Genomic DNA, 12,859 nt, shown 5'->3' with positions numbered 1-12,859 from the left:
AAAGACTTCTTCGCTTGCTTATTTATAGCTAATTCATTGTTCATAAACAGCAAAATTTTCAGGCAAGTTGTAAGAAGTCTCAACACATATTTCTCTATTTAATCTTTTTACGATTCTTTCTTATGACGTGAGCTATAACCGCGTTTTGCCAGTTCAAGTTTGGCAATCATGCCTTTATGTACTTCATCCGGACCATCGGCCAAACGTAAACTACGTGCCTGAGCAAAGAAACCGGTCAGTGGTGTATCACGTGAAACGCCGGCACCGCCGTGAATTTGCATGGCCATATCCACCACTTTTTCCAGTACACTTGGCGCAACCACTTTAATTGCTGAAATTTCAGTCAGTGCTGCCATATTACCCAAAGTATCCATCTTATAAGCAGCATAAAGTGTAAGTAAACGTGCCTGGTCAATGGCGACCCGTGCTTCTGCAACGCGTTCCAGATTGCCACCCAGTTTTAAGATTTCCTTGCCAAAAGCAGTGCGGCTCATACCACGGTCAATCATCAGCTCAAGTGATTTTTCCGCCGCGCCGATACAGCGCATGCAATGGTGAATACGGCCCGGCCCTAAACGACCTTGGGCAATTTCAAAACCCTGACCTGCACCGCCAATAAAATTGGCTACCGGTACGCGTACATTGTTAAAGCTGATTTCACCGTGACCATGCGGAGCATCATAATCGCCAAAAACCGGTAGCATGCGTTCAATTTTCACCCCCGCCGTATCAATAGGAACCAGAACCATAGAATGTTGATGATGACGGTCTTTGCTTGCGTCGGGCGTATGTGCCATAAAGATGATGATTTTGGCATTTGGATCACCTAGACCCGATGACCACCATTTACGGCCATTCAGAACAATTTCGTCTCCCTCGACAATCGCCGTCGCCTGCATATTGGTGGCATCAGAGGATGCCACAGCAGGTTCAGTCATGCAAAAGACTGAACGGATTTTTCCTTCAAGCAGTGGCGTTAACCATTGTTGCTTCTGTTGTTCAGAACCATAACGCCATAATACTTCCATATTACCGCTATCAGGCGCATTACAGTTAAATACGATTGGCACAATTAAACTACGACCGGAAAGTTCGGCAATATGTGCATATTCCTGAACTGAAAGTCCTTGCCCCAAAACAGGATCAGGCAAAAACATATTCCAGAGACCTGCTGCCTTGGCCTTATTTTTTAATATTTCAAGTTGAGTCGGCCATTGCCATGTTGTCCAGTCGCCACCTTGATTGAGTTCATGAACATCATTCCAAAACTCGGTTTCAACCGGTTCAATTTCTTCCTTAATAAACTTTTTTGTTCTTTCAATATAATCCTGTGCGCGTGCTGACAATTCAAACATGGCAACTTCCTTAAAATATTATGTGATCTAATCTTTACAACAACATAACCTGAAAACTATTATGAATAAAATGATTTAATTCAATAGAACATCATGAACAGTATTCATAATAAAGCCGTGATCGATATAGCTGTTTTTCATCGCATAGACATTAACTTATATCCCTTATTTATTGCAGTTTATGAGCAAAAAAGCATTTCTAAGGCTGCGCAAATTTTGTGTATTAGCCAATCTGCTGCCAGCCATGCCTTACAGCGTTTAAGACAGCATTTGCAGGATGACTTGTTTGCTCGTGCCGGCAGTAAAATGTTGCCTACACCTTTTGCCGAGCAAATTTATCCGGTCATTAAAAATGCACTATTTGCCATTCAAAATATATCCATACAAAAACAAAGTTTTGATCCCAGCATGGTGCAAAGCCTAAAAATTGCGGTACATGATGAAATTGAACCGATGATTTTTCCCAAACTGGTACAACACTTCCAAAGCCTGGATCTGGATATTCAATTTTTTAGTAGCAAGCTCGACCGTAAAAGCATTGTGACTGACCTCGCTACCCAGCAAATAGATTTTGTCATTGATCTGGAGCAAAATTTTGGTGAAAAAATTCAATTCCAAAAACTCGTGCAAGACCATTTTGTGGTGTGTACACAGCAGCAAAATATGAATGAACAAATCTATCTCGCCTCGTCGCATATTGGCGTTTCATCACGGCGTACTGGTGTTTTAGTTGAAGATATTTATTTAAACCGTCAACAACTATCACGACAGATTTCTTTACGCTGCCAGCACTATTCAACTGCTTTACAGATTTTGCTGCAAAATCCAAAATCGGTTTTAACTATTCCTCAAAATTTGCTGACCCATTTGCAAGTTTCTCCAGCATTAAATATTTTTCCGGTGCCTGTAGACATGCCGCTTATTTATTTGGGGATGTATTGGCATAATGATTTGAAAGAAAATTCACGGCATCATTTTTTGCGAAGCGAAATTTCTAAAATTTTTACTTAGGCTATTTATGGTTAAGGTCATTAATTTGCTTAGGCTATTTAAACGTGAAATCAATATATGTCATTTCTAAAAAAAGGGTCTTGTTATAGCTTAGCTTCCGCATGAAAAAAACATAGAATCAACTTAGGCTATTTATATTATCTTTGGCATGGAAAATTGATCTATGTTATTTGTGATTCAAATATAAGCTATTGCCGAATAAATAAACGAAATGCTGAATTGGCAAGGGATTGAGTGCTATTTGGTTATTTATTCAGCCTTTAATTTATGCCAATTCACTTAAACTTGACCTCCTTATTTTTCTCATTTTATAGATGAATGGGCGCTGAAATTTCCGGCTCATTTATCCAAAATCTTTCTATGTTGGCAAATCTCTCCCCTTTCTGGCTCATTCTATTGGGCATGCTGCTGTGTGCGGTTTTATTTTTTATTTTCCGGAAAATTAACCTGTATTTGACACAACTATTTAAACCTTTCAAAAAAGGGAAAAAATACTGGTGTAAAGTCATTGCCGTCAGTGATGGCGATACCCTCACCTGCACACGTTTTAACTTACGGCGTTCAGAAACCAAACTTCGCTTTGCCTATGTAGATGCCCCTGAATCGACGCAAACTTATGGCAAGGAATCACAGCGTCTGGTTAAAAAATGGTCTATTACAAATGGGTCCGTGTCGAGATTACCGATGTCGATCACTATGGCCGCTGCGTTGGGGTGATTCATCGTTTTAGACGCAATATCAATCAGGAACTGGTCAAACGCGGCGCGGCCTGGGTATACGAGGAATATATTAAAAATCTGACTCAAAAACAAAAATGGCTGGCGCTACAAAACCAGGCCAAAAAGCAGAAAAAAGGCTTATGGAAAAATTCACATCCGGTACGTCCCAGCGTTTATCGTAAGCAAAATAAATAGCATTCAAGTATAGAACAACAATGACGTTAAAAAGGGATTTGAGTGGGTATGATCACATCAAATTTTCTCTATAAAAATAAAGTGGCCTGTTTTAAGCTGGCCACTTTAATAGCTATTCTTGAGAGTTAAAGATAATAAGCCAATTGAACCAGCAACCGGAATACCCCGGCAATAAGGGCTAAAGCAAAAAATCCACCCAGCCACAGCACAATAAACCACTGCGTCTGTGAAAGTTTCATATTTACTCCCTAATGATAACCTTTATCACCAATACGTACTTTGTCGCGGAAGACCCAGTAAGACAACCCTGTATAAATAATAATGATTGGAATCAACAGTAATGCACCAATCAGGGTAAATAACTGACTACTTTGAGGTGCTGCTGCCTCCCAAATCGTGACTGAACGTGGAATGATATATGGCCATAAACTGATCAGGAATCCCGTATAGGCTAAGAAAACCAGTGCCAAAGTATAAACAAATGGACTGAGTTCCTTACGTTGCTTGCAGGCACGTAAAGCCAGATAGGTAAACACTAAAACCAGAATGGGCACCGGACTGAAATAGGTAAGCTGAGGCTGGCTAAACCAGCGCTCGGCAATTGCAGGATGGGCCAAAGGCGTATAAATACTGACGGCGCCAAAAATGATGAATAAGGCAATAATCAGCTTTGGCATGAGCTGAAACATTCGATTTTGTAAGTCTGCATCTGTTTTAAAAATGAGCCAGCCACAGCCCAAAGTGGCATACAGCACCACCACTCCAACCCCGGTAAAAACCGAAAATGGCGTGAGCCAATCTAAGCCGCCTCCAGTGTAAACCCCATTGGTGGTTTTAATGCCTTGAATATATGCTCCCAGAATGATGCCCTGGAAAAATCCAGTCAGAATAGAGCCTCCAATAAAGGCCATATCCCAAAGATGCCGGTTGCGTCTGGATTTAAAACGAAATTCGAAAGCCACTCCGCGGAAAATAAGGGCAACAACCATCAAAATGATAGGCAGATATAGCGCAGAAAGTACCGTCGAATACACCAGGGGAAAAGCGGCAAATAAGCCTGCCCCGCCCAATACCATCCAGGTTTCATTGCCATCCCATACTGGAGCCACGGTATTCATCATCACGTCACGTTCTTGTTGCGCTTTAAAGAAAGGAAACAAGATGCCGATACCTAAGTCAAATCCATCCAGTACCACATAAATCAGCACACCAACCGCAATAATTACAATCCAGATAAAAGATAAATCAATCATTTGTCATTCTCCTGGTGGTTGTCTAAAGGCTGACCATCCAGCTCTTCATCGGTACTGCCCAATGGACGATGTGAAGCCTGAATAACCTTCTCTTCACTATGCGGCATATAATGAACAAATTCCGGACCTTTATGCATGATTCGGAGCATGTAATAGATGCCAACCCCGAACACTACGCAATACACCAGTACAAAAATAATCAGGGTTAAACCAACCTGTTCTGCCGACACCGGGGACAGTGCATCTTTAGTCCTTAATACCCCATACACGACCCAAGGTTGACGTCCAACTTCTGTAGTAAACCAGCCAGCCAACATTGCGATAAAACCCGAAGGTCCCATAATCAGGGCAAAACGGTGAAACCCCGAACTTTCATAAAGACGGCCAGTTTTTCTGAGCCATAAACCGACTAGCGCCAATAACAGCATCAACACGCCCAGGCCCACCATGACCCGGAAACTCCAAAAAATAATGGTTGAGTTTGGACGGTCTTCAGGTGCAAATTCTTTCAAGCCCGGCACTTTACCGTTCATGGAATGAGTCAGAATCAGACTACCGGCATTTGGAATGGTCAATCCATAACGGGTCTGCTCTGCCTGCATATCCGGAATACCAAACAAATACAGCGGCATGCCTTGGTTATGGTTGGTTTCCCAATGTCCTTCAATTGCTGCAATTTTTGCAGGTTGATGCTTTAAGGTATTAATACCATGCAGATCGCCAATCAGAACCTGCAAAGGGGTAAGCACCAATATCATCCATAAGGCCATGGAAAAAGAAGTTTTAACCATGGCATCACGGCGTCCTTTCAATAAGTGCCACGCTGCTGTACTTGCCACCAGCAAGGCTGACACCAGAAATGCAGCCATTGCCATATGCGCCAAACGATACGGGAAAGAAGGATTGAAAACAATGGCTAGCCAATCCTGCGGAACGATAATGCCATTTTCAATACTAAAGCCTTGCGGTGTCTGCATCCAGCTGTTGGATGATAGAATCCAGAACATGGAAATACAGGTTCCGAGAGCCACCATGACCGTGGCAAAGAAATGTGCTCGAGGACCAACACGCCCCCAGCCAAACAGCATAATGCCCAGGAATCCGGCTTCCAGGAAGAATGCACTGAGCACCTCATAGGCTAGAAGTGGCCCGGTTACACTACCGGAGATGCGTGAAAATTCACTCCAGTTGGTTCCGAACTGGTAGCTCATGACCACACCGGAAACCACGCCCATACCAAAGGCAATGGCAAATATTTTGACCCAAAACTTGAACAGGTCCTGATAGACCGGATCTTGGGTTCTTAGCCAGCGCCATTCTAGAACCGCCAGAAAGCTTGCCAGGCCAATGGAAATAGCCGGGAAAATAATATGAAAAGAGACAGTAAAAGCGAACTGAATTCGCGCAAGCTCAAGTGCTGTTAATCCTAAATTCATAACCTCACCTTTTTTAATTTGTTCGGCTGATGATTGATCATGCAGATTTTTAGAGATGTCATTTTGTTGTTTTGAACAGTTTTTAGAATACGCCTAAATTTTAAGCAAAGTATGTTGCTTTAATATTTCCAGCCCAATTAACTAACCCGAAATAAAGCCTAACATGCTAGCTTCCATTGACCTGTATTTTGACTAGGAATCTTGATCCCGGCCTGATTTGAACTTGAACAATCATATAAAGAAGCATAAAATTGCAGATAGTTAGTTACCCTGGTTAACTATTATGAATTCCTTACTCGGGTTTCGTCCTTCACTCCTGCGCTGCGCACGAATGATGAGTGATGAAATCAATACAATTTTACTTCCCTATCAGCTTAATTATTCCTTATGGCAAATCCTCTTTGTGATTCAGGAAAAGCATGGTTGTACCTCTATAGAAATGGCAGACTATTTAAATGTGTCCAAGCCATCGATTGCCAAGCGTATACATGTGCTGATGCAAATGGGTGTTTTGAGCCAAATCGAAACTGAAGACAAACGTCAAAAAAAACTGATGCTGAGTGATCAAGGCATAGCGCTTTTTCAACAGTGTGCTGCCGAAATAGACAACTTTGAAAGACAGCTGATTCAAAACTTGGATCAGCAAGATATTCAACGCTCCGTCAAAATTTTACGTGCCATCATGAATGATCTTGAAATCAACAGAACAGGTGAACAGCATGAGTGATAATGCCCCCTTATGGACAAGAAATTTTATTCTTGTCAGTTCCATTAACTTTCAGCTGGTACTGACCTTTTATCTTCTTGTGGTGGTCATTGTCGGTTATGCCGTTGCTGAACTGGGTGCAACGACTGCTCAGGCAGGTCTGGTTTCCGGATTATTTATTGTTGGCACCCTGATTGGCCGTTTGCTTGTGGGTAAGTTTCTGGAACGTTTTGGCCGCAAAACCACCATGATTGTAGGGTTAATTGGATTTCTGATTTTTTCCGGATTCTATTTCATTCCCCTGAATGTCGCTGCCTTGCTGGGTGTACGCTTCATGCATGGTTTTATGATGGGCATGGCATCGACCGTATTGGGAACCATCATTGCCCAGATTTTACCGCCAACCCGTCGTGGTGAAGGTATTGGCTACTACAGCATGAGCAGTACTTTGGGTACCGCAATTGGCCCTTTTCTGGCTATCTGGATGATGCTGCATGTCGGTTATAACGCGATTTTTGCCTTATCTACCCTCATTGCTGTGTGCTGTTTAATTGTGGCGTTGATGATTCAAGTTCCCAACTTACCACAACATCCCAAAACAGTTGAAACTCAAGTCAGTGTAAAAAAACCAAGTTTTATTTCCCAGTTTATTGAAATGAAGGCCCTGCCTATTTCAATCATTATGCTATTGGCATCGATTTGCTATTCGGGTGTGCTGTCCTTTATCAATTTCTATGCCAAAGAAATCGATCTGGTTGAAACCGCTTCTTTCTTCTTTTTGATGTATGCCATTGCCATCTTGATATCACGACCATTTACTGGCCCACTGATGGATCGTAAAGGTGAAAACATCATTATGTATCCGGCCTTTATCATCATGGCCATTGCCCTGGTTTTATTAAGTCAGGCACACAGTTCATTTATGCTGTTACTGTGTGCAGGCTTACTCGGTTTTGGCTATGGCAACATTCAGTCGGTTTGCCAAACCGTTGCAGTGAAAAGTGCCAACATTGAACGAATGGGCTTTGCCACCTCAACCTTTTTCATTTTCCTCGATGCAGGCCTAGGTTTTGGTCCTTATTTCATTGGTCAGGCACTCGATTATATTTCCTATGCACAGCTGTATTTTTATAGTGCTATGGCTGTATTGGCTTGTATCGTTATCTATTTTCTGTTGCATGGACGTACTGCAAGCAAACGCCAGCAGGCTGCTGCTTAAAGCTTAAGTATCACATTCAATTTAAATCTGTAATTCAAACGGCGGCGATACTCCAAGGAGTGAGCCCCGTTTTTTATAAATAGCTGAAAGAAAAAAAAGCAATATTCGAAGATTATCTTCTAAAAAATTATATGCTATAAAAAATAAACCACACCCTCCTTGAGCCAATCATAAAATACAGTTTGATGACTTGGCGCAAGAAAGGATGCTGATCTAAAAATTATTTAAACACTTTAAAACGGGCTGCATCATCCATATAACCTTTGTCTTTGGCTTCACCTTCTACCGAACCAAACACGAGCTGGGCACGAAGTTTCCAGCTGGCTGGAATATCCCATTCTGCATGAACCTGTTCATCGACAATCGGGTTGTAATGCTGAAGCGAAGCACCCAAGCCATCGGTATGTAAGGCCGTCCAAGTGGCAAACTGGGCAATCGCGGTTGAATGTTCCGCCCAAACCGGGAAGTTGTCTGCATATGACGGGAACTGCTCTTGCAAACCTTGAATCACATCCATATCTTCAAAGAATAAAACCGTACCCACGCCCGCAGCAAAGCTGTCCATTTTGGCACTGGTTTTTACTGCACTTTCTTGGTCTTTTGCATAGGCCTTAAGTTGTTCTTTTACAAAGCCCCAAAATTTCTCATGCTGCTCATTAAACAAAATCACTGCACGTGAAGATTGCGAGTTAAACGATGATGGACTTTGCTTAATGGCATGCTTGATCAAATCAGTTAAATATTCAGGACTTTGCTCTACATTTTTACCTATGGCATAAATGGTACGGCGTTTATTAATTAAATCTAAAAACTGATTCGACATTTGATGAAATCCTTTGATATTTCTTCGGGAAGATTTTAGACAAGCTGCCCACACTGTTAAGCAAATGTGAAATATCAACTTTTACAACAATGCAGACAAATACTTGCAGTGAGCCTACCATATGCAATAACTATTACAATTTCTAGTATATTTTATTGATAATTAAATCTTTAATTTTTTATATGCAAAGGTTTAATTCACTCAAAGCAGTTTTAAGATATTCTATCTTAATAAAAAAATCCTCCAATATTTGGAGGATTTTTACTATATTTCAGCAAAGTTTAGAATTTAGCATTCAACACATTTTGTGCCACTTTATTCTTCCAGAGATCTCGTAAAGTTGGCAAATAGAATTTTTCACCAATTTCGACCAACTCGGCATCAATCAATGCATGAACTTCATGCATAAATAGATAATCAAGTTCAACTGTTTTCAATTTTGGCTGGCTTTTGGCAAAGGCTTTACGCTTTTGTTGTGCAGTTTTAACCAATTGATCTGCATAATTTTTATTTTTAAATTGGGAAATTGCATTTAAACGTAATTCAATAATCCCCCAGCCACCCACCAATAATTTGAACAGTTCAAAATCTTCAGTGGTTGATTCCCAGGTCATTTCATCCAGATTTTCATCATTAGGAAGTACCGGAAGTAGCAGCTCCATCACACTTGGGAAAATCTTCTTAAAATTCAAAATAAATTTAACAGGATGCTCACCCGGATAATCCTTGAATTGCACCTTTTTCTGAACATCTGTTAAATAAATATCGAACATTGAAAATTTTCCTAGATAGATTACTGTTTTACAAGCATTTATTTTTACCTTGCAAAACTAATGCAAAATAAGAGCAAAGCAGTAATAAAAAACGAAATGCATTTTAGCAATTATGCCAATTTATTCAACGCTAAATTAAGCTTTATAAATCTCACTAATTGGGGACATACGCTCTTATTTCGACATATAAATAAAAAAGCTTAAGACAAAACAATCAAAACTTGGTTCTATTTCTATATTGGGCATACAATTAAAAAGCTCAATTAAAGCAAACCCTATTTCGGCCAGCGTTTTTAGCTTTGTATAAACGTTTATCTGCAATTTCTAAAGCACTAATGAACTGAGATTCTGTATCTATTCGAGCTGCACCAAAACTTACAGTAGCTTTAATATTATTAATAAAAAGTTGATCTTCAATTTTTTTGCGTAAGCGCTCAACTAAAGCTAATGAAGATTTTTCATCTGAACTTTGCAGCAATATAATAAATTCTTCTCCGCCATATCTGCCGATAACATCACCTTCCCTAATGTTGGATCTGCATATGTCCGCAATTGTGCACAAGATTTTATCCCCTACGGTATGTCCCCATGTATCATTTATAATCTTGAAATGATCAACATCACACATCACAAGATAAACTTCACCATGCTGCATTTTTTTAAACAAATCTTCTGTTTTTTCTAGAAAACCATTACGGTTATACAGCTGCGTTAAAGGATCTTTCAACCTTTCTTCGTTAATGATACTAAACCTTTCTTTTACAGCTACAGCTGAAACGACAATTGCAAACCACAGACTGAGGAGTATATTTACTGCAATCATCATCATCCACCACTTTGTTGTGGCTAAGGTGACCATTTGCACATTTTGAAGGTATACAATGACTATTAAAGTTCTGATAACCGCATAAGCAACTAAGAGAAAGTAACTAAAGCATAAAAGCTTTTCCAAGACCTCTGTTCTTTTCAATAAAGCATACACTTTCGGAAGTGCTAAGGCCTCTAAACATAAAATCACAATATTAATTATGACTATGCGTAGCCATAACTGCTCATCGATATACTTGAAATATAAAAGTGAAGCCATAGCCGCTATCACAAAAAGCGAAGCTACAAATATATTTAACCTGGAATTGGCTTTTAACAGCATTCCATGTGCGACTGCCCACGCCCCGCCTAAATAGAAAAGTGCAAACCAGGGTGCAGTCAGTTTCAGTTGTACATTGGTCATCAGAGTCTGTGCACCTAATGCTACTGATGGCAAAATACAACTCAGACCCATCCACAATAAATATTGGGGAGCTTTAAAGCATAAATGTGCAACAACAAAGACGGCACCAATGAGCATTAAGCAAATCGGGTAAACTAACAAAAAATACTGGGTATCTGGTAAGTTCACGGACTGAATGACACCTAGAGCTGTGTAGTTTTTATTCTAAATTGTTTAGCTAAAATTATTCAATAAATATTTATTTTTAATAATAAAAGCTGTATTTTTTATCATTCCTGCTCTTAAGAAGTTCGTTAATTCACATTTTATCTGATTGCCGGGTAGGAATGCTAAGAACTGTCCAATAATGAAATATGTAATCATAATTAAAATTGTGACTACCAGTATGGTCTGGTTATTTACTCTTCCGTTTTTCTATAGGGCTTTAAAGGATGTAAATCCTGATCACTTTCGTGAACATCTAAATGATTTACCAAACCTAACAGTACTAACTCTTCATCAATTATTTGACCAGTTACTCTTTCCTTATGGATTGGCTTGGGTCTACTTCTAATTCCTGGCATTTGGTTTACTGGTTACTTAGGACACCGACATTTAACTTATCACTCCAAAACCACAGATACTTTTCTTAAATAAAAAATCCAATCAGAGGTAATTGAAGTTAACATAAAGGTTAAGAAAATGATTTATATCCAAATAATTTTTCATTTCGTATAGGGTATATTAAGTTAATTTTAGAAATACTTAAAAATGAAGAAATTAGAAATCATCTTTTCAGTAATTTTAATCCTCGTTATTTTGTATAGAATCCAATGGATGTTTCATGGTTTTCCAACAGGAAATTAGCATTTCTCTATCAAGTCTTCCTTCTGATTCAAGGTGAGTAATCGTTTTAATACTTTAACATTACATCAATACCGAAATGGCGCAAAATGACAGCCCAGGCAAGAAAAATAAGGATAGTCATTACGCAACACATGGCTAGAGACAGCCAGAATCCACAATGCTGATAAAGTATTGGAAATGCTAAAAACATAGGTAAGGTCGGGACTACATACCAAAAAGTATACCAAGCATGATTGGAAATTTTCTGGGGATCTTGATTTTCAATTTTCATCCATATCAGCACCAGTACCGTTACCATAGGTAAGGCTGCAATCAATCCCCCCACACGGTCACTACGTTTGGCCACTTCTGAAATTAGTATGACCATCCCAGCAGTTATAGCATATTTAGCAATAAGCCAAACCATATGCATTTCCTATATGAAATAAAAACTCTATTTTATAGGTCGTTTAAATCACCTACACGCTTTATTCGATCTATAGATTACTAAATAAACAAAGAATTTATCATTCTTGTCATCGATTTAAGTTGTATTACGAATCAAAAAATTTAGCTGTGAATCAAAATCATGGCTGTGGAAAATTAACAAAGGCCTCACAACGTTGTGAGACCTTTTCATAAATTAAACAGTGATATTCTGTGCCTTGGTTTGTTCCTCTATTTCTCGAAAGTCATTGGATTTTGTATTTTTCTTCCTATTTTTAACTTTCTTATAACAATATCCGGCTGCCACACCTGCACCAATTAAAGTTAATAATTTCATATTTCACCTCAACCAATCAGAAATCCAAGCATATATAACTATCACTTATACCGATTGCACTCCAAGCCCAGTTCGATAGCTTTTTGTATGGTAGGTAAATTTATGTGTATTAAATAAAGCTCACCTTTTGATGAGCTTCTACTTTCTGACTATTCACTATAAATCTGTACTAACAAACACACTTTCAATAAAAGCATCTGCTTCATGATCATCCAGTACTTCAATGTTTACGTCTAAATGAATAACTTCAGCCCCAGTCTTTTCTTTAAATTCTGCGAATTTTTGGGTAAGAAATTCTTGTATTTCATCTTCAAGCTTGGTTCTTTCAATGCGATATTCTTTTAGTGCTTCTTTCACAGACAATCCCCATGGGCTTTTAATTGTGCAATTAATTTACCATAAAGATCAAAAAAGCCCACCATTTGGCGAGCTTTTAAATTAAAACATCAAGCATAATCAATCATCGGCAGTTAATTTCTCCATATCTTGTACGCATATATGCCCCAGATAAAAAACCACTGATGATCAA

13 protein-coding genes and 1 pseudogene are annotated in these 12,859 nt (G+C 39.3%); 4 read left to right on the top strand and 10 right to left on the bottom strand.

Features of this window, described 5'->3' with window-relative positions; genetic code table 11:
• Positions 1 to 107: 107 nt before the first annotated feature.
• A complete protein-coding gene (locus LZZ98_RS07720; protein ID WP_237787341.1) occupies positions 108 to 1,355 on the bottom strand; it encodes an acyl-CoA dehydrogenase family protein in 1,248 nt (415 codons plus the stop codon).
• A 93-nt stretch (positions 1,356 to 1,448) separates the two neighbouring features.
• On the opposite strand from LZZ98_RS07720, the gene LZZ98_RS07715 reads away from it, so the two are divergent.
• Both LZZ98_RS07715 and LZZ98_RS07710 read left to right on the top strand, forming a co-directional pair.
• Entirely contained in the window at positions 1,449 to 2,366 is a 918-nt protein-coding gene (locus LZZ98_RS07715) for a LysR family transcriptional regulator (protein WP_237787340.1), read from the top strand.
• Positions 2,367 to 2,726: 360 nt separating this feature from the next.
• Positions 2,727 to 3,280, top strand: a pseudogene (locus LZZ98_RS07710) (thermonuclease family protein).
• A gap of 125 nt (positions 3,281 to 3,405) precedes the next feature.
• Here LZZ98_RS07710 and LZZ98_RS07705 read toward each other — a convergent pair.
• The 3 genes from LZZ98_RS07705 to LZZ98_RS07695 are packed head-to-tail and all read right to left on the bottom strand — an operon-like array spanning position 3,406 to position 5,969.
• The gene (locus tag LZZ98_RS07705; protein ID WP_237787339.1) at positions 3,406 to 3,519 is read right to left on the bottom strand and encodes a DUF2474 domain-containing protein; all 114 of its coding nucleotides are present in this window, start codon (positions 3,517 to 3,519) and stop codon (positions 3,406 to 3,408) included.
• 9 nt (positions 3,520 to 3,528) lie between these two features.
• Positions 3,529 to 4,533 carry a cytochrome d ubiquinol oxidase subunit II gene (cydB, locus tag LZZ98_RS07700; protein WP_237787338.1) on the bottom strand — a complete coding sequence of 335 codons (1,005 nt, stop codon included), beginning with the start codon at positions 4,531 to 4,533 and terminating at the stop codon, positions 3,529 to 3,531.
• Positions 4,530 to 5,969: a cytochrome ubiquinol oxidase subunit I gene (locus LZZ98_RS07695; protein ID WP_237787337.1), complete on the bottom strand. Its 1,440-nt coding sequence runs from the start codon at positions 5,967 to 5,969 to the stop codon at positions 4,530 to 4,532. The genes cydB and LZZ98_RS07695 overlap by 4 nt, the downstream gene beginning before the upstream one ends.
• Before the next feature lie 283 nt (positions 5,970 to 6,252).
• Between LZZ98_RS07695 and LZZ98_RS07690 the strand changes: the two genes are divergently transcribed.
• Entirely contained in the window at positions 6,253 to 6,696 is a 444-nt protein-coding gene (locus LZZ98_RS07690; RefSeq protein WP_237787336.1) for a MarR family winged helix-turn-helix transcriptional regulator, read from the top strand.
• Complete coding sequence (locus LZZ98_RS07685) at positions 6,689 to 7,894, top strand: MFS transporter (RefSeq protein ID WP_237787335.1); 1,206 nt, start codon at positions 6,689 to 6,691, stop codon at positions 7,892 to 7,894. The genes LZZ98_RS07690 and LZZ98_RS07685 overlap by 8 nt, the downstream gene beginning before the upstream one ends.
• Positions 7,895 to 8,114: 220 nt before the next feature.
• On the opposite strand, the gene LZZ98_RS07680 is transcribed toward LZZ98_RS07685, so the two are convergent.
• The 6 genes from LZZ98_RS07680 to LZZ98_RS07655 all read right to left on the bottom strand — a co-directional run bounded on the left by LZZ98_RS07680 (position 8,115) and on the right by LZZ98_RS07655 (position 12,687).
• Positions 8,115 to 8,717: a nitroreductase family protein gene (locus tag LZZ98_RS07680; protein WP_237787334.1), complete on the bottom strand. Its 603-nt coding sequence runs from the start codon at positions 8,715 to 8,717 to the stop codon at positions 8,115 to 8,117.
• 281 nt (positions 8,718 to 8,998) lie between these two features.
• Positions 8,999 to 9,490: a hypothetical protein gene (locus LZZ98_RS07675; RefSeq protein ID WP_237787333.1), complete on the bottom strand. Its 492-nt coding sequence runs from the start codon at positions 9,488 to 9,490 to the stop codon at positions 8,999 to 9,001.
• A 259-nt stretch (positions 9,491 to 9,749) separates the two neighbouring features.
• A complete protein-coding gene (locus LZZ98_RS07670; protein ID WP_237787332.1) occupies positions 9,750 to 10,889 on the bottom strand; it encodes a GGDEF domain-containing protein in 1,140 nt (379 codons plus the stop codon).
• A gap of 724 nt (positions 10,890 to 11,613) precedes the next feature.
• A complete protein-coding gene (locus tag LZZ98_RS07665) occupies positions 11,614 to 11,973 on the bottom strand; it encodes a DUF3147 family protein (protein WP_237787331.1) in 360 nt (119 codons plus the stop codon).
• Positions 11,974 to 12,189: 216 nt separating this feature from the next.
• Positions 12,190 to 12,330: a hypothetical protein gene (locus LZZ98_RS07660; protein WP_171264022.1), complete on the bottom strand. Its 141-nt coding sequence runs from the start codon at positions 12,328 to 12,330 to the stop codon at positions 12,190 to 12,192.
• A 156-nt stretch (positions 12,331 to 12,486) separates the two neighbouring features.
• Positions 12,487 to 12,687: a hypothetical protein gene (locus tag LZZ98_RS07655; RefSeq protein ID WP_086175719.1), complete on the bottom strand. Its 201-nt coding sequence runs from the start codon at positions 12,685 to 12,687 to the stop codon at positions 12,487 to 12,489.
• Between the last annotated feature and the right edge of the window lie 172 nt (positions 12,688 to 12,859).

It is taken from the genome of Acinetobacter sp. SM34, from assembly GCF_022012365.1.
In the GTDB taxonomy this organism is placed as follows: domain Bacteria; phylum Pseudomonadota; class Gammaproteobacteria; order Pseudomonadales; family Moraxellaceae; genus Acinetobacter.
This window is presented reverse-complemented; position numbering and strand designations above follow the sequence as displayed.

Excerpts from the sequence above, each read along its gene's own strand:
- LZZ98_RS07720 (WP_237787341.1), bottom strand. The coding sequence starts at position 1,355 with ATGTTTGAATTGTCAGCACGCGCACAGGATTATATTGAAAGAACAAAA.
- LZZ98_RS07715 (WP_237787340.1), top strand. The coding sequence starts at position 1,449 with ATGAACAGTATTCATAATAAAGCCGTGATCGATATAGCTGTTTTTCAT.
- LZZ98_RS07705 (WP_237787339.1), bottom strand. The coding sequence starts at position 3,519 with ATGAAACTTTCACAGACGCAGTGGTTTATTGTGCTGTGGCTGGGTGGA.
- cydB (WP_237787338.1), bottom strand. The coding sequence starts at position 4,533 with ATGATTGATTTATCTTTTATCTGGATTGTAATTATTGCGGTTGGTGTG.
- LZZ98_RS07695 (WP_237787337.1), bottom strand. The coding sequence starts at position 5,969 with ATGAATTTAGGATTAACAGCACTTGAGCTTGCGCGAATTCAGTTCGCT.
- LZZ98_RS07690 (WP_237787336.1), top strand. The coding sequence starts at position 6,253 with ATGAATTCCTTACTCGGGTTTCGTCCTTCACTCCTGCGCTGCGCACGA.
- LZZ98_RS07685 (WP_237787335.1), top strand. The coding sequence starts at position 6,689 with ATGAGTGATAATGCCCCCTTATGGACAAGAAATTTTATTCTTGTCAGT.
- LZZ98_RS07680 (WP_237787334.1), bottom strand. The coding sequence starts at position 8,717 with ATGTCGAATCAGTTTTTAGATTTAATTAATAAACGCCGTACCATTTAT.
- LZZ98_RS07675 (WP_237787333.1), bottom strand. The coding sequence starts at position 9,490 with ATGTTCGATATTTATTTAACAGATGTTCAGAAAAAGGTGCAATTCAAG.
- LZZ98_RS07665 (WP_237787331.1), bottom strand. The coding sequence starts at position 11,973 with ATGGTTTGGCTTATTGCTAAATATGCTATAACTGCTGGGATGGTCATA.
- LZZ98_RS07660 (WP_171264022.1), bottom strand. The coding sequence starts at position 12,330 with ATGAAATTATTAACTTTAATTGGTGCAGGTGTGGCAGCCGGATATTGT.